At 55.8% G+C, this 17,793-nt stretch carries 16 protein-coding genes and 1 tRNA gene; 2 read left to right on the top strand and 15 right to left on the bottom strand.

Annotation, left to right across the window (positions count from 1 at the left end; genetic code table 11):
• The 9 genes from FCL49_RS21290 to FCL49_RS21250 all read right to left on the bottom strand — a co-directional run bounded on the left by FCL49_RS21290 (position 1) and on the right by FCL49_RS21250 (position 9,661).
• Complete coding sequence (locus tag FCL49_RS21290) at positions 1–579, bottom strand: hypothetical protein (RefSeq protein WP_135318467.1); 579 nt, start codon at positions 577–579, stop codon at positions 1–3.
• Entirely contained in the window at positions 579–1,574 is a 996-nt protein-coding gene (locus FCL49_RS21285) for a hypothetical protein (RefSeq protein WP_135318468.1), read from the bottom strand. The genes FCL49_RS21290 and FCL49_RS21285 overlap by 1 nt, the downstream gene beginning before the upstream one ends.
• Positions 1,575–1,687: 113 nt before the next feature.
• On the bottom strand, positions 1,688–3,232 hold the full coding sequence (ilvA, locus tag FCL49_RS21280) for a threonine ammonia-lyase, biosynthetic (RefSeq protein ID WP_174355041.1): 1,545 nt from the start codon (positions 3,230–3,232) through the stop codon (positions 1,688–1,690).
• A 5-nt stretch (positions 3,233–3,237) separates the two neighbouring features.
• Positions 3,238–5,088 carry a dihydroxy-acid dehydratase gene (gene ilvD / locus FCL49_RS21275; protein WP_012147431.1) on the bottom strand — a complete coding sequence of 617 codons (1,851 nt, stop codon included), beginning with the start codon at positions 5,086–5,088 and terminating at the stop codon, positions 3,238–3,240.
• 116 nt (positions 5,089–5,204) lie between these two features.
• Positions 5,205–6,131 carry a branched-chain amino acid transaminase gene (locus FCL49_RS21270; protein ID WP_012147432.1) on the bottom strand — a complete coding sequence of 309 codons (927 nt, stop codon included), beginning with the start codon at positions 6,129–6,131 and terminating at the stop codon, positions 5,205–5,207.
• A gap of 22 nt (positions 6,132–6,153) precedes the next feature.
• Entirely contained in the window at positions 6,154–6,411 is a 258-nt protein-coding gene (ilvM, locus tag FCL49_RS21265) for an acetolactate synthase 2 small subunit (RefSeq protein WP_012147433.1), read from the bottom strand.
• On the bottom strand, positions 6,408–8,054 hold the full coding sequence (ilvG, locus tag FCL49_RS21260; RefSeq protein WP_174355040.1) for an acetolactate synthase 2 catalytic subunit: 1,647 nt from the start codon (positions 8,052–8,054) through the stop codon (positions 6,408–6,410). Before ilvG ends, ilvM begins: the two co-directional genes overlap by 4 nt.
• Before the next feature lie 142 nt (positions 8,055–8,196).
• Complete coding sequence (gene ilvL / locus FCL49_RS21255) at positions 8,197–8,295, bottom strand: ilv operon leader peptide (protein ID WP_015962288.1); 99 nt, start codon at positions 8,293–8,295, stop codon at positions 8,197–8,199.
• Positions 8,296–8,428: 133 nt separating this feature from the next.
• Complete coding sequence (locus FCL49_RS21250; RefSeq protein ID WP_135318473.1) at positions 8,429–9,661, bottom strand: MFS transporter; 1,233 nt, start codon at positions 9,659–9,661, stop codon at positions 8,429–8,431.
• A gap of 341 nt (positions 9,662–10,002) precedes the next feature.
• On the opposite strand from FCL49_RS21250, the gene FCL49_RS21245 reads away from it, so the two are divergent.
• Positions 10,003–11,526: a YifB family Mg chelatase-like AAA ATPase gene (locus FCL49_RS21245; protein ID WP_135318474.1), complete on the top strand. Its 1,524-nt coding sequence runs from the start codon at positions 10,003–10,005 to the stop codon at positions 11,524–11,526.
• A 27-nt stretch (positions 11,527–11,553) separates the two neighbouring features.
• Here the strand turns inward: FCL49_RS21245 and FCL49_RS21240 are convergent, their stop codons facing one another.
• Complete coding sequence (locus tag FCL49_RS21240; RefSeq protein WP_085119975.1) at positions 11,554–11,892, bottom strand: DUF413 domain-containing protein; 339 nt, start codon at positions 11,890–11,892, stop codon at positions 11,554–11,556.
• 119 nt (positions 11,893–12,011) lie between these two features.
• On the opposite strand from FCL49_RS21240, the gene hdfR reads away from it, so the two are divergent.
• Positions 12,012–12,839 carry an HTH-type transcriptional regulator HdfR gene (hdfR, locus tag FCL49_RS21235; RefSeq protein WP_026142584.1) on the top strand — a complete coding sequence of 276 codons (828 nt, stop codon included), beginning with the start codon at positions 12,012–12,014 and terminating at the stop codon, positions 12,837–12,839.
• Between the two features lie 4 nt (positions 12,840–12,843).
• On the opposite strand, the gene yjfF is transcribed toward hdfR, so the two are convergent.
• From yjfF to FCL49_RS21210, 5 genes are all read right to left on the bottom strand, one after another.
• Positions 12,844–13,836, bottom strand: coding sequence for a galactofuranose ABC transporter, permease protein YjfF (gene yjfF, locus FCL49_RS21230; RefSeq protein WP_012147439.1), 993 nt, complete (start codon positions 13,834–13,836; stop codon positions 12,844–12,846).
• Entirely contained in the window at positions 13,833–14,834 is a 1,002-nt protein-coding gene (gene ytfT / locus FCL49_RS21225; protein ID WP_174355039.1) for a galactofuranose ABC transporter, ATP-binding protein YtfT, read from the bottom strand. The genes yjfF and ytfT overlap by 4 nt, the downstream gene beginning before the upstream one ends.
• A gap of 17 nt (positions 14,835–14,851) precedes the next feature.
• Entirely contained in the window at positions 14,852–16,366 is a 1,515-nt protein-coding gene (ytfR, locus tag FCL49_RS21220) for a galactofuranose ABC transporter, ATP-binding protein YtfR (RefSeq protein WP_174355038.1), read from the bottom strand.
• 23 nt (positions 16,367–16,389) lie between these two features.
• A complete protein-coding gene (gene ytfQ / locus FCL49_RS21215; protein ID WP_135318477.1) occupies positions 16,390–17,346 on the bottom strand; it encodes a galactofuranose ABC transporter, galactofuranose-binding protein YtfQ in 957 nt (318 codons plus the stop codon).
• A 320-nt stretch (positions 17,347–17,666) separates the two neighbouring features.
• Positions 17,667–17,742, bottom strand: a tRNA-Trp gene (locus tag FCL49_RS21210).
• Positions 17,743–17,793 lie beyond the last annotated feature (51 nt).

Genomic DNA, 17,793 nt, shown 5'->3' with positions numbered 1-17,793 from the left:
CTATCGGGGATTATGCATGGCTTCCATCTGCCAACGGCGCTTTAGAAAAACGCGCCGGCGCGTCCTGAAATAGGCAACATACAGATAAAACACCGTCCGGTTACTGAAAATAATTCCACCAATACAGGCACACAGCAACATCAGGCCATTGGCAATACCGGTGATGTTTGCTGTCCAGGCCACGACTGCGCCAACCAAAAACGCGACCAGCATGCCAAGATAATATTTCAGCAATACCACCCCTGTGTTTTTACCCTGAACCAGGTGAAACAGGATCAGCGTCATCCACAGGGCCATAATGGCACCACTGCCTAATAATGTGACAGCAGAGGCACTGCCGGTTATGGCAAGGGCCATATCGGCCAATAACCCCATGGTTCCCGCCAACCCCAGCGTAAGACAAATCAGCAGCAACATGACATTGCCCACGCCCGGCGGCGACAAACGCTGCCCCGGCGTCAAAAAATGTTGCTCAAGTTGCGCATCCACGCCGGCATAGACCGTCGGATCCCGCTGCAGGATTTGCTGTTCCATTTCTCGCCCTTGAGATATCAGGCGGTTAATCATCCAGTCCGACATTACCTCACCATCTGCGGTAATTTTTGCATGATCCCAACAAAATATTGCCCCGTTTCCTTCACATTCGCGGGCGAGGACAAAGTGCCGCTGATACCGCTGCCCACAAAGGCCATAGAGTTATTCAGTGCCGACCGCAATTGCTGTCGAAGTCCGTTCTGAAGGGCCTGTGTTGGATAGCGCTTCGGGTATAAGCCGGCATTAACCATCTGTTTTAACACTTGATTGGAAATACCCGGATTCTCCGCCCTTATGATACTCTCAGTGAGTCTTTTCCTTTCACTTCGGGGCATGCTTTTTAGCCACTCCGTCGCCTTACGCGATGAAACTCTTCGCATGGCACGATAAGTCATGGCCGCTTCTTTCAATGCTGCCCCAGCGCTAGCCAAAGAGATCACATCCAGAATGGTGCTGGTGGCGACATACCATTGCTCTGAATCTAACTGCGCAAGCTCATCACCTTTTCCATCATAAAGCTTATTCACGCGATACAAGCCATTACCACACTGTAAGGCACTGGCAGCCATGCCGGCATAACCTAAATAGGCGATGGCCGAACTGGTGCCACCGGTAAAGGGTACCGCAACACTCCCCGATGCCAGTAAAAAAACGGAGACCAACAGTGTGCCGCAAGATAGCGCTGCCGAAGCCAGTTCTTTGCCGACGCTCGGTTTTGTCAAAGCCTCAGATAAAGTATTGGTCGCCGCGGTACGTGAAGTATGCGCAACGGTTTTGGTGATCACCACATGGGTGACCTGTGAGGACGTTGAGTAACCGGTATGTTTGGTCGGCCTGACCAAATACGAATTTTGGCCGTCTGAAAAAATAATCCCCACCCCATGAAAAGCGATACTGCAATCCAGGGAGTCTTGCAGGGCTTGTAAATCAATATCCCGATACATTGCCTGCACATTGCCGTTACCGAGCATTCGGGCGAACTCGGCGCTGGTTAATTGATCTTCGGGAGAACCAAATGGCGAAGAAAAAGCCGTTGTCATTGTCGCGCATCCCTATACGTCAAAAGTCTTGGCAGTATAAAAATGCACAACAAAATCACAACCACGCAACCTATAAACTGGCTTATAGGTCACGATTACTTATGTATTTCTTATCAACCCTGCAAAAAGAAGCGGAACGCCGGGTTGTCGGTTTCATCGTGGCAGTCATAGCCCAGCGCCTGCAGGTGCTGCTCAAACTCGGGTTCGGTCTGCGACAGCTCAAAACCTGCCAGCACGCGGCCAAAATCGGTGCCGTGGCTGCGGTAGTGGAACAGTGAAATATTCCAGTGGGTACCCAACGTCTGCAAGAACTTCAGCAGCGCGCCCGGCGACTCCGGGAATTCAAAGCTGTACAGACGCTCGCGCAACGGCTTCGAAGGACGCCCCCCCACCATATAACGCACGTGCAGCTTGGCCATTTCATCGTCGGACAGATCCACCACCTGATAACCATCGGCCTGCAGTTCATCGATGATTTCCAGGCGTTCGGCATGGCCGCGCGTCAGGCGGACACCGACGAAAATACAGGCGTTATCGGCATCGGCGTAACGGTAGTTGAACTCGGTAACCGAGCGCCCGCCCAGCAGTTGGCAAAACTTCAGGAAGCTGCCTTTCTGCTCTGGAATGGTGACTGCCAACAGGGCTTCGCGTTGTTCACCCAGTTCGCAGCGTTCCGACACGTAACGCAAACCGTGGAAGTTCAGGTTGGCGCCGGACAACACGTGCGCCAGACGCTCACCCTGGATGTTGTGCTGCTGCACATACTTTTTCAGCCCGGCCAGCGCCAGTGCACCGGACGGCTCGGCAATAGCGCGCACGTCTTCAAACAGATCCTTGACCGCTGCGCAGATGGCGTCGCTGTCGACGGTGATCACATCGTCCAGGTATTCCCGACACAGGCGGAAGGTTTCGTCACCGATGCGCTTTACCGCCACGCCTTCAGCAAACAGCCCAACACGGGCCAGATCCACCGGATGTCCGGCATCCAGCGCCGCGCGCAGGCAGGCGGAGTCTTCCGCCTCCACGCCGATCACCTTAATCTGCGGCATCAATTGCTTGATCAATACCGCCACGCCCGCCGCCAGACCGCCACCGCCAACCGGTACAAACACCCGATCGAGATGCGCGTCCTGCTGCAGCAGTTCCATCGCCAGCGTGCCCTGCCCGGCGATCACCGTTGGGTGGTCGAACGGCGGCACAAAGGTCATGCCCTGCTTGAGTGAAAGCTCTATCGCTCTGGCCTTGGCTTCATCAAAGTTGGCGCCATGCAACAGCACTTCGCCACCAAAGCTGCGTACCGCATCCACTTTGATGTCTGCGGTGGTCAACGGCATCACGATCAGCGTTTTGATCCCCAGCCGTTTGCCGGAATAGGCCACGCCTTGCGCATGGTTGCCGGCCGAAGCCGTCACCACGCCGCGCGCCTTTTGCTCTTCGTTCAGGCTGGCGATCATCGCGTAGGCCCCACGCAGCTTGAAGCTGTGCACGGGCTGACGATCTTCGCGCTTCACCAAAATAGTATTGCCGAGGCGCGAAGAGATTTTGCTCATGGTCTGCAACGGGGTGACCTGAGCCACCTCGTAAACCGGCGAGCGAAGCACCGCTCGCAAATACTCCGCGCCACAGGGGGCGTCGGGTAGGGGTTGCGATACCGCCATGGTGTTTAGCCTCCCAGCTTGCTCTTGTCGCGTACTGCGCCTTTATCCGCGCTGGTCGCCAGTGTGGCGTAGGCGCGCAGAGCGAAGGAAACCTGGCGCTCACGATTTTTCGGTGTCCAGGCCCGATCGCCACGCGCCAGTTCAACTTCGCGGCGTGCCGCCAGTTCGCTGTCGCTGACATCCAGCACCATGCTGCGTTTTGGAATATCGATGTCGATCATGTCGCCGTCTTCGATCAGCGCAATCAGGCCGCCGCTGCCCGCTTCCGGAGAAACGTGGCCGATAGACAGACCAGAAGTCCCGCCGGAGAAACGACCGTCGGTGATCAGCGCGCAGGCTTTACCCAGGCCCATGGATTTCAGGTAGGTGGTTGGATAGAGCATTTCCTGCATGCCCGGTCCGCCCTTCGGCCCTTCATAGCGGATCACTACCACGTCACCGGCAACCACTTTGCCGCCGAGGATCGCTTCCACCGCGGTGTCCTGGCTTTCGTACACTTTGGCCGGGCCGCGGAAGGTCAGGTTGTCTTTGTCGACACCGGCGGTTTTCACAATGCTGCCGTCCAGTGCCATGTTGCCGTACAGCACGGCCAGGCCACCTTCCAGGCTGAAGGCATTTTCCAGCGAACGGATACAGCCTTCTGCGCGATCATCGTCCAGCGTGTCCCAACGGCAATCCTGCGAGAACGCCTGGGTGGTACGGATGCCCGCCGGGCCGGCGCGGAACATTTTCTTCACCGCTTCGTCCTGGGTCAGCATGATGTCGTACTGGTTCAGCGTTTCCGTCAGCTTCAGGCCCAGGATGTTGTCGACGTCGCGATTCATCAGACCCGCACGATCCAGCTCGCCCAGAATCGCCAGTACACCACCGGCACGGTGTACGTCTTCCATATGGTATTTCTGGGTGCTCGGTGCCACTTTGCACAGGTGCGGTACCTTGCGTGACAGACGATCGATATCTTCCATAGTGAAATCAATTTCACCTTCCTGAGCCGCTGCCAGCAGGTGCAATACGGTGTTGGTCGAGCCGCCCATGGCGATGTCCAGCGTCATGGCGTTTTCGAACGCGGCCTTGTTGGCGATGCTGCGTGGCAGTGCGCTTTCGTCGTCCTGCTCGTAGTAGCGCTTGGTCAGCGCAACAATGCGTTTGCCGGCGTTGAGGAACAGATCCTTACGGTCAGCGTGGGTCGCCAGCAGCGAGCCGTTGCCCGGTTGGGACAGGCCCAGGGCTTCGGTCAGGCAGTTCATCGAGTTGGCGGTGAACATACCGGAACAGGAGCCGCAGGTTGGACAGGCGGAACGTTCAATCTGTGCGCTGTCGGCATCGCTGACGTTCGGGTTGGCGCCCTGGATCATGGCGTCGATCAGATCCAGTTTGATTATCTTGTCGGACAGCTTGGTCTTGCCGGCTTCCATCGGGCCACCGGAAACGAAAATCACCGGAATATTCAGGCGCAGTGACGCCATCAGCATCCCTGGGGTGATCTTGTCGCAGTTGGAGATACACACCATCGCATCCGCGCAGTGGGCATTCACCATGTATTCAACCGAGTCGGCGATCAATTCGCGCGACGGCAGGGAATAGAGCATGCCGCCGTGGCCCATGGCGATACCGTCATCCACCGCAATGGTGTTGAACTCTTTGGCAACGCCGCCTGAGGCCTCGATCTGTTCTGCAACCAGTTTGCCCAAATCACGCAGATGCACATGGCCCGGAACGAACTGGGTAAATGAGTTGACCACCGCGATAATGGGTTTGCCAAAATCGTCGTCGGTCATTCCGGTCGCGCGCCATAATGCGCGGGCACCCGCCATGTTACGGCCGTGGGTGGTGGTGGCGGAACGGTACTTAGGCATGCTCTTCACTCCAAATGTATTTATTACAGGCGGCGAACGAACCGCCTGGATATTCTTATCTGTCTGTCAATTTACCCTATGAATTTCAAGCTTCAGCTTGAAAGGCGATGGGTAAATTATGGATTTACCGGATCCAGCCAACCGTACTTGTCTTCGGTCTTGCCAGTGAACAGGCCAAAGAACGCCTGTTGGATCTGTTTGGTCACCGGGCCGCATTTACCAATGCCGACCTTGATGCCGTCAACGCTGCGTACCGGGGTAATTTCTGCAGCGGTACCTGACATGAACACTTCATCGGCCAGATACAGCGACTCGCGTGACAACACTTGCTCACGCACTTCAAAGCCCATGTCTTTCGCCAGCTTGATGATGGCGTCGCGGGTGATGCCCGGCAGCGCGGAAGAGGTAAACGGCGGGGTGAACAACACGCCGTCTTTCACTTCAAACAGATTCTCACCTGCGCCTTCGGAAATATAGCCGTGCACATCCAGCGCGATCCCTTCCTGATAACCGTGGCGGCGTGCTTCACTGCCCACCAGCAGGGAGGAAAGATAGTTACCGCCGGCCTTGGCCGCGGTTGGGATGGTGTTTGGTGCTACACGGTGCCAGGACGAAACCATCGCATCGATGCCTTGATCCAGCGCCTCTTCACCCAGGTACGCGCCCCAAGGAAACGCCGCGATAATCACGTCTGTTTTGTAACCTTCCGGTGGGTTAACCCCCATGCCGACGTCACCGACAAACACCAACGGACGAATATAAGCGCTGCCCAGATTATTTTTACGCAGCGTGGCGCGACAGGCTTCCATCAGCTCGTCAACGCTTTGCGATACTGGCATCCGGTAGATTTTTGCCGAGTCATGCAGGCGTTGCATATGCTCACGGTGACGGAACACCACCGGGCCTTTATGGGAGTCGTAGCAACGGACCCCTTCAAACACCGAAGTGCCGTAATGCAACGCATGCGACATCACGTGCACTTTGGCGTCAGCCCAAGGAACCATCTCACCATTGAACCAAATGTAATCGGCTTTCTTCGTCATTGTTATTTATCCTTCTCGCGCGTCAGGCGCGTATTTGTTGTGATGTTTGTTGCTGGATCTCAACGCAGGAGACATCCATCAGTTTGCTCAACTGAGATGACAGTAGATCCACCGGGCGCTGGCTGGCAACGGTCAATTCAATATTAATCTTGTCGGTGTTTGCAGCCGTTGCCATATTCATAGCACAAACCTGAAAGCCACGGTGACGCACGACGCGCAATACGCGCTCTAACATTTCAGGGCGAAAACGGGCCTGGATCGAGAGTTGATGCTGCATCATGATATTTTCTCCAACATGGTTTCGTTACCGGCACCCGGCGGCACCAGCGGCCAGACGTTTTCAAGTTCATCAATCGACACGTGCAACATATAAGGCCCTTCGCTGTTGAATAAGGCGTCGAGCGCGTCTGCTACCTGGTCTTTACGGGTGATACGCTGGCCGGGGATGCCAAAGGCATTGGCCAACATCAGGAAATCGGGGTTATCGGAGAGATTGGTTTCGCTGTAGCGTCCGTCAAAGAACAGTTGCTGCCACTGACGAACCATTCCCAAACGCTGGTTATCCAGCAAAACGATTTTCAGCGGTAACTGCTTGCGTTTGATGGTGCCCAGTTCCTGCACGTTCATCATGAACGAACCGTCACCCGATACGCAGACCACCGTGTCCTCCGGGCGGGCCATCTGGGCGCCCACCGCGGCCGGAACGCCAAAGCCCATGGTGCCCAAACCGCTGGAGGTGATGAAATTCTCCGGACGTTCAAAGGTCATGTGCTGCGCGGTCCACATCTGGTGTTGGCCCACGTCGGTGGTGATCACGCTGTTGGCCGGCTTGCGCTCGGACAGCTGCTTCAACAGCAGCGGCGCGTAGATCGGCTGGCCCGGATGGTCATAACGCCAGCTATGGGTTTCTTTCAGTTCAACCACTCGCTGCTGCCAGGCGGCGATACTCAGCGGCTGCTGCAACGCCGGTAACAGGGTTTTCAAATCGCCCTGCAGCGCTACGTGCGCCTGGCGCAATTTGCTCATTTCTGCCGGGTCGATATCCATGTGGATCACCTTGGCATGCGGGGCGAAAGCATTCAGTTTACCGGTTACGCGATCGTCAAAACGGGCGCCAACGGCAATCAGCAAATCACACTCCTGCACCGCCAGGTTGGCGGCTTTGGTGCCGTGCATCCCCAGCATACCGAGGTAGTACGGCTGCTCAGCGTCCGGTGCGCCCAGCCCTTTCAACGTGGCTACGTTGGGCATCTGGGTCACCGCGATGAATTCACGCAGCGCCGGTACCGCCTGCGCCATGCCAACACCGCCGCCGACGTACAACATCGGCTTGTGCGCCTGCGCCAGCAATTCGACGGCCTGCGCCAGCTCCGCTGCCGGGTAGTGCAGTTCTTCCTCTACCGGCATCAGGTGCGGGTGTAATTCGCCGTGCGCCAGTTGGATGTCTTTCGGGATATCGATCAGCACCGGGCCAGGACGACCGCTGCTGGCGATAGCGAAGGCTTCCGCCATGATGCCCGGCAGCGCATCCAGTGATTCCACCAGGAAGCTGTGTTTGGTGCAGGCCAGAGACAGGCCGAGGACATCGATCTCCTGAAAGGCATCGGTGCCGATCAGTGCTGAACCTACCTGACCGGTGATCGCCACCAGCGGAACAGAATCCAGCAGCGCATCGGCCAGGCCGGTGATCAGGTTGGTGGCGCCGGGGCCGGAAGTGGCGATACAAACGCCCACCTTGCCGGTGGAACGGGCATAGCCAATGGCCGCCATCGCGGCGCCTTGCTCGTGGCGGCACAGCAGGTGTTCTACCCCACCGTCATACAATGCATCGTAGACCGGCATGATTGCGCCGCCCGGGTAGCCGAATACCGTATCAACTCCCTGTGCACGCAATGCTTGTACTACCCACTGAGCCCCGTTCATAGTTATTTCCCCGCCTTACTTCGACAACTGCAGGATTTTGTTCTGTTATTCATATTGTTATCCTCGTCTCACTTTTCTCTTGCCAATAAAAAACCCCCGGACCTTTCGGTGCGGGGGTTCTCTTGCGATTCCGGCTTGTTTTCTAAGCCATTCTTCGTCCAAGTGCAGCCCCGCACGGTGGGATAATAATCACCACCACGCTAATCACGACTAGGCTAATCACTTGGGCAAAGGCTTTCATAATAGGTTTGTTCACTGTGCTCGTTTCGAACTAATGCCTACAGAGGTACCATAGTCCCGCGCGGCATGACAACACTTTTTTTGCGTTATTATTCGGCGCAATCTGGTCATACCTCGTGCAAAATGCCCGGATTTCAAACGTTAGCCTGCACGCCCGGAGATTTCGCCTCGCCCGAAATCGCCTTGCCGCGCGTGTCCTTGCCCAGGAACACCAGTAGCGCAATGACAATAGCCACCGTGCCGGCGATAATCGCCATCGCCAGGCCATAATTTTGGCCATGATGTTCGGCTATGGTCGCCTGCAGCGTGGCGTTGACCGAGGCAATCAGGTTACCCAACTGGTAAACAAACCCTGGCAGCACCGCACGGGTATTGGCCGGCACCAGTTCGGTGAGATAAGTCGGTATCACGCCCCAGGCCCCCTGCACCATGAACTGCATCAGGAAGGCGCCAATCCCCAACATCAGCGAACCGCTGGAAAATGCCCACAGTGGGATCACCGGCAAGGCCAATAACGCGGCAATGATAATGGCCTTGCGGCGACCAATTTTTTCCGACAGCGAACCAAAGAAAACGCCGCCGATGATTGAAGCGATATTGTAGCTAATGGCGATGATACTGACGGTTTTAGGATCGAAACCATGCTGAACTTTCAAAAATACCGGATACATATCCTGGGTACCGTGCGAGAAGAAATTGAATGCCGCCATCAGTAACACCAGATAGCCGCACAGCTTCCAGTGACTTTTCAATACCGGCAGCAGGGCACTGCTTTCCTTGCGTTCACGCGCCGCCAACCACACCGGCGATTCCTGCACGCAGTAGTAAATAAACGGCAACAGTAAAATCGGTGCTGCGCCGATCACGAACATCCCACGCCAGCCAATCACCTCAAACAGCAGGCCATACACCACCGCCGCCAACAGATATCCAAAGGGGTAACCGGCCTGGAAAATACCCGACATCAGGCCACGCGAGCGGTCCGGAATGGTTTCCAGCGCCAGCGACGAGGCTACGCCCCAGATCCCCCCCATCGCCACGCCGTACAACACCCGCAGTATCAGGAATACCGTCAACGACGGTGCCGCTGCGGACAACAGTTCAAAGATTGAGAAGAACACGATATTCAGCATCAAAATCGGTTTGCGGCCGTATTTTTCCGCCGCCCGGCCGAAGATCAGTGCGCCAATCGGGCGTACTGCCAACGTCAGCAGGATCGCCAACGTCACTTCTTCCATGCCGACATGGAAAGATTGCGCAATATCGCTGAGCAGAAAGACCAGCACGAAAAAATCGAAAGCATCAAGCGTCCAGCTTGAAAAGCTGGCGATGGCTGCATTGCGTTGCAGCGGAGTCCAACCAAACATAGTGTTATCCCTACTCTGGAATACGAGGTCATGAGGTTTAGCGGCTGCCGCAGCGGAAGGCGACGGCGGTCGGAGTTTGTTAACGAAGTGATTTTTATTTTGCTCAATTGTTAAATACACCCATTACCCCTCCCACTGCAACTTGGTTAGCTTGCTAATTTGTTGCAGCATTCACGTAATTGTTAAGGGGTATTGCCGTCACTTGCGCAGTGCTGCACAAAAAATCGTTATCCTTATGAAATTAATTATTTTAATTACGACTTTCCACGCAAATACTCCAAGGTTACCGCGCCCCGGCAGGGCCTTTGCCGCATCATGTTGCCTACAGCAAGGAGAGCAATATGTCACTGGCGGTTATCTATACCCGAGCCACGCTGGGCGTTCAGGCCCCTTCGGTTACGGTGGAAGTGCATATCAGCAACGGGCTACCCGGTCTGACCATGGTCGGTCTGCCGGAAACCACTGTGAAAGAAGCCCGCGATCGGGTACGCAGCGCATTGATTAATAATGGCTTCACCTTTCCTGCACGGCGCATCACCGTCAATCTGGCACCGGCCGATTTGCCCAAGGAAGGTGGGCGTTACGACCTGCCAATCGCTTTGGCGATCCTGGCCGCCTCCGAACAGTTACCGGCCGATAAGCTGGCCCGTTATGAATTCCTTGGGGAGTTGGCGTTATCCGGCGCACTACGGGGGGTCAGTGGCGCGATACCCGCCGCGCTGGCCGCAATGGATGCGGGCAGGCAGTTGATTCTGGCAGCCACCAATAGCCGGGAGGTGGGGTTGATTACCCAGAGCGAAACCCTCGTGGCAGAACACTTGCTGGAGGTGTGCGCCTTTTTACTGGGCAAAGGTGACTTGCCGATAGCCAGCGCGCCGCCGGCAACGGAGAGCACACAAGAACCTGCCGACCTGCAAGATATCCTGGGCCAGGAACAGGCGAAGCGGGCGCTGGAGATCGCCGCCGCCGGGGGCCACAACCTGCTGCTGGTCGGCCCACCGGGAACCGGGAAAACCATGCTGGCCAGCCGTTTGACTGGCCTGCTGCCCCCGCTGACCGAAAGGGAGGCACTGGAAAGCATCAGCGTCGCCAGCCTGCTGCATCACCCTGCCCAAGCGCTGCCATGGCGACAGCGACCGTTTCGCGCACCGCATCACAGTGCCTCGATGGCCGCGCTGGTTGGCGGCGGCTCGCTGCCGCGGCCGGGTGAAATTTCCATGGCGCACAATGGCGTGCTGTTTCTTGATGAGTTGCCTGAATTTGGAAGGCGAGTGCTGGATGCTCTGCGTGAACCGCTGGAGTCCGGCGAAATAGTCATTTCTCGCGCTACGGCCAAAGTCTGCTTTCCGGCCAGAGTGCAGCTGATCGCCGCCATGAACCCCAGCCCCACCGGGCATTATCAGGGCATGCATAACCGCGCGTCCCCACAACAGGTTCTGCGCTACCTCGGGCGGCTTTCAGGGCCGTTTCTCGATCGCTTCGATTTATCGATTGAGGTACCCCTGCTGCCACCGGGCGTGCTGAGCAAACGGCGTATCACCAGTGAAAGTAGTATCCAGGTAAGGGAGCGTGTGCTGCTGGCACGCGAAAGGCAGCTCAACCGTTCAGGGAAGATCAACGCCCTGCTGAATAACCACGAGGTAGAGCGTGATTGCGCATTGAGCGAGGCGGATGCAGATTTTCTTGAGACGACGTTAAATCGATTGGGATTATCGGTTCGCGCCTGGCAGCGGATTTTAAAAGTGGCCCGCACACTGGCGGATTTGGCGGGAGATCGGGATATTGATAAGCGCCATTTGAGCGAAGCGCTTGGCTATCGCAGTATGGATCGCCTGTTGCTACAGCTGCACCGCAGCCTGGAATAAAAATGGGGCCCAAAGGCCCCATCGTTATCAATCGTCGCTATCGGTGTAATCTTCCACCGCGTCAGCCTGCGGCTTGCCGCCGGACAGGGTATGGAATTTTTTCGGGCGGCGTGTGCGCACCAGATATTTAGCCCATACTTTTTCCTGCTCGGTAACCGGCTCACGCTCACCGTGGCACACTGCGACGAACAACTGTTCTTCTTCAGTGACCGGCTGACGTTTGCCCGCGTCCAGCTCATTGAACGCATACCCGAAACGCTCTAGCAATTGCGCTTCTTTAATGGTGAAATCGCCGTGACGGGAGAACCCGCGAGGATAATGTTTATTATCAAAAAAACGATTGGTCGTGGTGAAGCTATCCGCCATCTGACACGCTCCTAATTCTCTCATGGCCGTGCTGTTTATGGCGCGGAGTATTAGATAGGCTTGACATTGTGTAAAACAAAACATTTAAATCTTAACGATAAAAATTTCTGGAGATGGGTGTGGATACCGAATTACTGAAAACCTTTTTGGAGGTCAGTAGAACGCGTCACTTTGGCCGAGCCGCAGAATCCCTGTACTTAACGCAGTCTGCCGTTAGTTTCCGTATCCGCCAGTTAGAAACCCAATTGGGCGCGAATTTATTCACCCGTCATCGTAACAATATCCGTCTGACGCCAGCAGGGGAGCGGCTTCTGCCCTATGCTGAGAGCCTGATGACGACCTGGCAATTGGCGAAAAAAGAGGTGGTGCGTTCGCTGCAACATACTGAACTGTCCATCGGCGCCACCGCGTCATTGTGGGAAGCTTATCTGACCCCGTGGCTGCAATCCTTGTATCAACAACGAGAGGCATTACAGCTGGAAGCCAGGGTGGCGTTACGGCACTCTTTGGTAAAACAGCTGCATGAAAGACAGCTCGATTTGCTCATCACCACCGAACCGCCAAAGATGGATGAACTGGCCAGTCAGCTATTGGGCAATTTCTCGTTGCGGCTGTTCTCCTCCACCCTGCGTGATAAACATGCGCCGATGCCGTATATCAAGCTGGAATGGGGTGCGGATTTTCATCAGCAGGAGAGCCGTATGCTGGAGGGGGATAACCTGCCGGTGCTCACCACCACCTCAGCACACCTGACCCGACAACTGTTGGAAACCACGGGCGGTTGCGCCTTCCTGCCCAGCCAATGGGAGAAGGACTACCCGCAGTTGGCCGCCATTGCCGACATCCCGCCAATAATCCGTCCGCTGTATGCCGTTTGGCTGCAAAATAGCGACCAACAGCCGCTGATCCGGCAACTGTTGAAAATACCTTTAAATACTACGGCATAAGGCCTTATAACGGCGTCAAGCGAGGATGCCGGGGTTTGGTTCGTCTACCGAGCCAAAACGCGCTCATCGCCTTCTGAAGGCCGATAAAGCCGAACAAAAGAATGCCGATGACAATTTTGGTCCACCAGGAGCTGAGCGTGCCGTCGAAAGTGATGTAACTCTGTATCAGCCCCTGGATCAGCACGCCGAACAGCGTGCCCAATACGGTGCCAACCCCACCGGTCAACAAGGTGCCACCAATCACTACCGCAGCAATGGCATCCAGCTCTACCCCGCTGGCCGCCAACGCGTAGCCCGCAGAGGTATACAGCGAGAAAATAATCCCGGACAACGCAGCCAGCGTGCCTGAGAGCATATAAATCAGCACCGTGGTCCGTTGCACGGGTACGCCCATCAGCGCCGCAGACACCCGATTACCGCCGATGGCGTAGACGTTGTGACCAAATCGGGTGCGGTGCGCCAACACTATGCCGACCGCCACCACCATTAGCATCACCAACGCCAACAGCGTGAAACGGCCGCCGCCCGGCAGTTTCCAGGCGTAGTTCGCCAGCGTCGCGTACAAAGGGTGATCGATGGGAATCGACTCTTCCGAGACGATAAAACTCATGCCCCGCACGAAGAACATTCCGGCCAGCGTGATGATAAACGCCGGCAGCTTCAATACATCGATGATCCAGCCCATCAGTGCGCCAAACGACGCCCCCATCAGCAGCGCAATAACAAACGCATAACCCGGAGCAATACCGTAGGTGCCGATCAATTTTGCCAACAGCACCCCGGTGAAGGCGATCACCGAGCCGACCGACAGATCAATACCGCCGGAAAGGATCACAAACGTCATGCCTACCGCGACGATGCCAAGAAAGGCGTTGTCGGTCAGCAAGTCACACCACACCCGCGTTGAGGCAAAGCTGGGAAACTGAGTAAGGCAAAAACCATAGCCCAGGAGGAACACCAGGACCGTCATCAACAGAGGCAGATTGCGCTTGATCATGGCCTTTTTCTCCTAAGCAGTTGACGCAACGAAACGCTGGGTGATTGAACCATCAGCACCGCCAGCACCACGATCGCTTTCAGTACCAGATTAAACTCCGGCCGATAGCCGGAGAGCAGAATACCGGTATTCATCCCCTGAATAATTAATGCCCCCACCACCGACAACAGCAGGTTAAAACGCCCGCCCAGCAATGAGCCACCACCAATCACCACCGCCAGGATCGCATCCAACTCCAGCCACAGCCCGGCATTGTTGGCGTCTGCACCCCGGATATCCGCCGTGACGATAATCCCGGCCACCGCAGCACAGAGCCCGCAGATCACATATACCGCCATCACCACCCAGCGCGTACTGACCCCCGCATTACGGGCCGAGCGCAGATTGATGCCCACAGCTTCGATAAACAGCCCCAGCGCCGTTTTACGCGTCAGCAGCCAGATCAACAGCAGCATCACTGCGGCAATGATCGCCGGCAGCGGTAAATACATCAACGCACCGCTACCGAGCCACGCCAGCCCTTCCCGCTCAAAGGTGACGATTTGTCCCTCGGTGATCAGTTGTGCAATGCCACGACCGGCCACCATCAGCATCAGCGTGGCGACAATCGGTTGTATCTGCAGTACCGCCACCAGAAAGCCATTCCACAGGCCACACAGCGCTCCGGCCGCCAAAGCAGCCGCCAGCACGTAACCCAGCGGATAACCGGCACTGGTCAAGGTTGCGGCCGTGGCACCGGCTATCGCCATCACCGCCCCCACGGAAAGGTCGATCCCCCCGGTGGCAATCACTAACGTCATGCCCAATGCCAATAACGCTACCGGCGCGCCACGGTTAACGATGTCGATCACACTGCCAAACAGTCGGCCGTCCTGAATGTGGATGGAAAAGAAATTCGGGGCGACCAGGCTGTCGATCAACAAAATCACCGCCAGCGCCCCCAGTTGCGTTGCCCCAGCGGGCAACACCCATCTGACTTTGCGTGGCCCATTGGACATGGAAAAACTCCTGAGGTTCATTCAACCCCCTGTTGCGCGGCAATCGCCTGCATGATTGCAGGCACCGTAATGGCGTCATGTTCAAGCTGCGCCACGTGCTTTCTGTCGCGTAGCACCAAGATACGATCGGCATAGCCCGCCAGTTCTTCCAGTTCGGAAGAAATCACCAGCAGCGCCAGCCCTTCGTCACAGAGTTTTTCAATTAAACGAATGATTTCAGCATGTGCGCCAACGTCTATTCCGCGCGTCGGTTCATCCAGGATCAAAAAACGCGGTTTGGTCGCTAACCAGCGGGACAGCAACACTTTCTGCTGATTGCCACCGGACAGATATTGGATCTGCTGTTCCGGCCCCGGAGTACGGATGCCCATCAGCTGGATATAACTCTCGGCAATGCGGGTTTGTTCCCGCAACGATAACGGTTTTAACCAACCGCGTTGCGCCTGCAGAGCCAGAATGATGTTTTCCCGCACAGTTGCAGCGCCGACAATCCCGTCGGTTTTTCGGTCCTCAGGGCAATAGCCGAAACCGAGACTGGCAGCTTTACGAGGCGTACGGATGTTCACCGTACGTCCCTCAACTTTCGCACTGCCGCTATCACGCGGCTTGATGCCGAATATCAGCTGAGCCGTTTCCGTGCGCCCCGATCCCAGCAGGCCGGCCAGGCCAACTATCTCGCCCGGACGTATTTGCAGATCGAAGGGTTCAACCATGCCGCGCCGCCCGTAGCCACTGAATTCAACCAGATATGGCGCCTCAGTTAGTCCGTGCTCACCACGTTTGAGGAGCGACTCGTCAAACGCGTGGCCAAGCATCATCTGTACCAATTCCAGACGCGGTAAATCAGCGGTTATCTTGGTCCCCACTAACTTACCGTTGCGCAGTACGGTGATGCGATCGCAAATGCGATAAACTTGATCGAGGAAGTGGGTGACAAAGATCATCCCCATACCCTGAGTACGGAGCTGGCTGAGAATACCCAGCAACATGCTGACTTCTTTAGCATCCAGACTGGCGGTTGGCTCATCCAGGATCAGGACTTTGGCTGACAGGTCGACCGCCCGCGCGATAGCGATAATCTGCTGGATCGCAATCGAGTAATTCCCCAACGGTTGGCTGACATCCAACTCTAATCCATACCCCAATAAAAGCTGTTGGGCCTGGCTCAGCAGCTTTTTTTGATCAACCAGACCAAACCGCGTGGGCTCTCGACCAATGAAAAGATTGGCCGCCACCGAGATGTTCGGCAGCAGGTTAACCTCCTGATAAACCGTGCCAATCCCCAGCACCTGGGCCTGTGCGGTGCTTTGTGGGGCAATGGCGCGCCCCTCCAGCAGTATTTCACCGGCGGAACGCTGATAGACCCCGGTTAATGCTTTGATTAACGTGGACTTTCCCGCGCCATTCTCACCCAGCAACGCCATGATCTCTCCGCGCTGTAACGTGATATCAACCTGCTCCAGCGCTTTGACGCCGGGAAACTCAACGGATAATCCCTTAATCGCCAATAACGTGGTCTGAGATGTGGCCATCTTCTGTCCCGCCGGTAAGTGGATTAATAACCCATGCTTTTCTTCAGCTCGAATTCCTGTTTCGCGGTATCTGGCTGCAACAGTTTCGATTCGGTCTGGATAAACTTCGGCGGTTGGGTACCCTCCTTCTTCATCGCCAGCAGCGCATCAAACGCCGGGCCGGCCATATTCGGCGTCAATTCGACCGAGGCATTGGCTTCACCATTCATCATTGCTTTGAATATGTCAGGCACACCGTCGATAGAGACGATTTTGATTTGTGAACCCGGTTTTAAACCTGCCTCTTTGATTGCCTGAATAGCGCCGATTGCCATATCGTCGTTATGCGCATACACGGCACAGATATTTTTACCGTTCTGCTCAGCCTTGATAAAACTCTCCATCACCTCTTTGCCCTTGCTGCGGGTAAAATCGCCAGATTGCGAGCGGATGATTTTAACGTTAGCAGCATTGGCTATACCGTCGGCAAAGCCTTTCTTGCGGTTGATAGCGACGCTGGCCCCCACGGTTCCCTGCAGTTCCACCACGTTACAGGGTTTGCCGGCGACCTCTTTCACCAGCCACTCTCCTGCGACTTTACCTTCGTGCACACTGTCGGACGCCACGGCCGCGGTATAGAGCGAGGGATCGTTCACTTCAATCATCCGGTCGAGCAGGAATACCGGGATCTTGGCCTCTTTGGCCTCTTGCAGTACCGGAGTCCATCCGGTGGCGACTACCGGCGCAATGAAAATGGCATCAACACCCTGGGCGATGAAGGATCTGACCGCTTTGATCTGGTTTTCCTGTTTTTGCTGCGCATCGGCGATTTTTAACGTAATACCGCGTTTTTCCGCTTCCTGTTTCGACACCTTGGTTTCGGCAGAACGCCAGCCCGATTCCGAACCAATCTGAGAAAAACCGACGACCAGCGGTGCCGCCTGTACCGTACTTATCAATGCGCCAGTGATGGCAGCCGCTAACAGCAGACGTTTAATCATGTTTGTGTTCTCCCCGCACTGCCCAGGCATCAGGCGGCCTCAGGCAGTGGTAACTGTTGTTGTGTATGCTGCATATTTTTCTGGTGAAGTGGGTATCCAAAGACCCGGACACCCATTAGGTGTAGTCGAAAATCAGGCAGGAATAATGAGCGGCATCACATCACGGGAGAACAACCATTTTGTACATGGATCCAGCTAAAAATGTCTAAATTGGAAGCAGTTTTGGTAGGGTTTTTAAGCAATTTATCAGAGGAATAGCGAGGATTTTGGAAAAGCAGAAAGCAAAAAAAACCCTTCGCTTTCGCAAAGGGTTTCTAATATGGCAGGGGCGGAGAGACTCGAACTCGCGACACCCGGTTTTGGAGACCGGTGCTCTACCAACTGAGCTACGCCCCTAAATCATGCTTAACATTATGCCTGCTAAAGTTAGCAGGCATAATTTAAATA

This window comes from Serratia proteamaculans (assembly GCF_013337185.1).
Classification (GTDB): Bacteria; Pseudomonadota; Gammaproteobacteria; order Enterobacterales; family Enterobacteriaceae; genus Serratia; species Serratia proteamaculans_D.
Note: the sequence above shows the minus strand (reverse complement) of the source record. Positions and strands in the feature narration are given on the sequence as shown.

Excerpts from the sequence above, each read along its gene's own strand:
- ytfT (WP_174355039.1), bottom strand. The coding sequence starts at position 14,834 with ATGTCCAATGGGCCACGCAAAGTCAGATGGGTGTTGCCCGCTGGGGCA.
- ytfQ (WP_135318477.1), bottom strand. The coding sequence starts at position 17,346 with ATGATTAAACGTCTGCTGTTAGCGGCTGCCATCACTGGCGCATTGATA.
- ilvL (WP_015962288.1), bottom strand. The coding sequence starts at position 8,295 with ATGAAAGCCTTTGCCCAAGTGATTAGCCTAGTCGTGATTAGCGTGGTG.
- FCL49_RS21240 (WP_085119975.1), bottom strand. The coding sequence starts at position 11,892 with ATGGCGGATAGCTTCACCACGACCAATCGTTTTTTTGATAATAAACAT.
- ilvA (WP_174355041.1), bottom strand. The coding sequence starts at position 3,232 with ATGGCGGTATCGCAACCCCTACCCGACGCCCCCTGTGGCGCGGAGTAT.
- ilvD (WP_012147431.1), bottom strand. The coding sequence starts at position 5,088 with ATGCCTAAGTACCGTTCCGCCACCACCACCCACGGCCGTAACATGGCG.
- ilvM (WP_012147433.1), bottom strand. The coding sequence starts at position 6,411 with ATGATGCAGCATCAACTCTCGATCCAGGCCCGTTTTCGCCCTGAAATG.
- FCL49_RS21245 (WP_135318474.1), top strand. The coding sequence starts at position 10,003 with ATGTCACTGGCGGTTATCTATACCCGAGCCACGCTGGGCGTTCAGGCC.
- FCL49_RS21290 (WP_135318467.1), bottom strand. The coding sequence starts at position 579 with ATGTCGGACTGGATGATTAACCGCCTGATATCTCAAGGGCGAGAAATG.
- yjfF (WP_012147439.1), bottom strand. The coding sequence starts at position 13,836 with ATGATCAAGCGCAATCTGCCTCTGTTGATGACGGTCCTGGTGTTCCTC.
- FCL49_RS21270 (WP_012147432.1), bottom strand. The coding sequence starts at position 6,131 with ATGACGAAGAAAGCCGATTACATTTGGTTCAATGGTGAGATGGTTCCT.
- ilvG (WP_174355040.1), bottom strand. The coding sequence starts at position 8,054 with ATGAACGGGGCTCAGTGGGTAGTACAAGCATTGCGTGCACAGGGAGTT.
- FCL49_RS21250 (WP_135318473.1), bottom strand. The coding sequence starts at position 9,661 with ATGTTTGGTTGGACTCCGCTGCAACGCAATGCAGCCATCGCCAGCTTT.
- ytfR (WP_174355038.1), bottom strand. The coding sequence starts at position 16,366 with ATGGCCACATCTCAGACCACGTTATTGGCGATTAAGGGATTATCCGTT.
- FCL49_RS21285 (WP_135318468.1), bottom strand. The coding sequence starts at position 1,574 with ATGACAACGGCTTTTTCTTCGCCATTTGGTTCTCCCGAAGATCAATTA.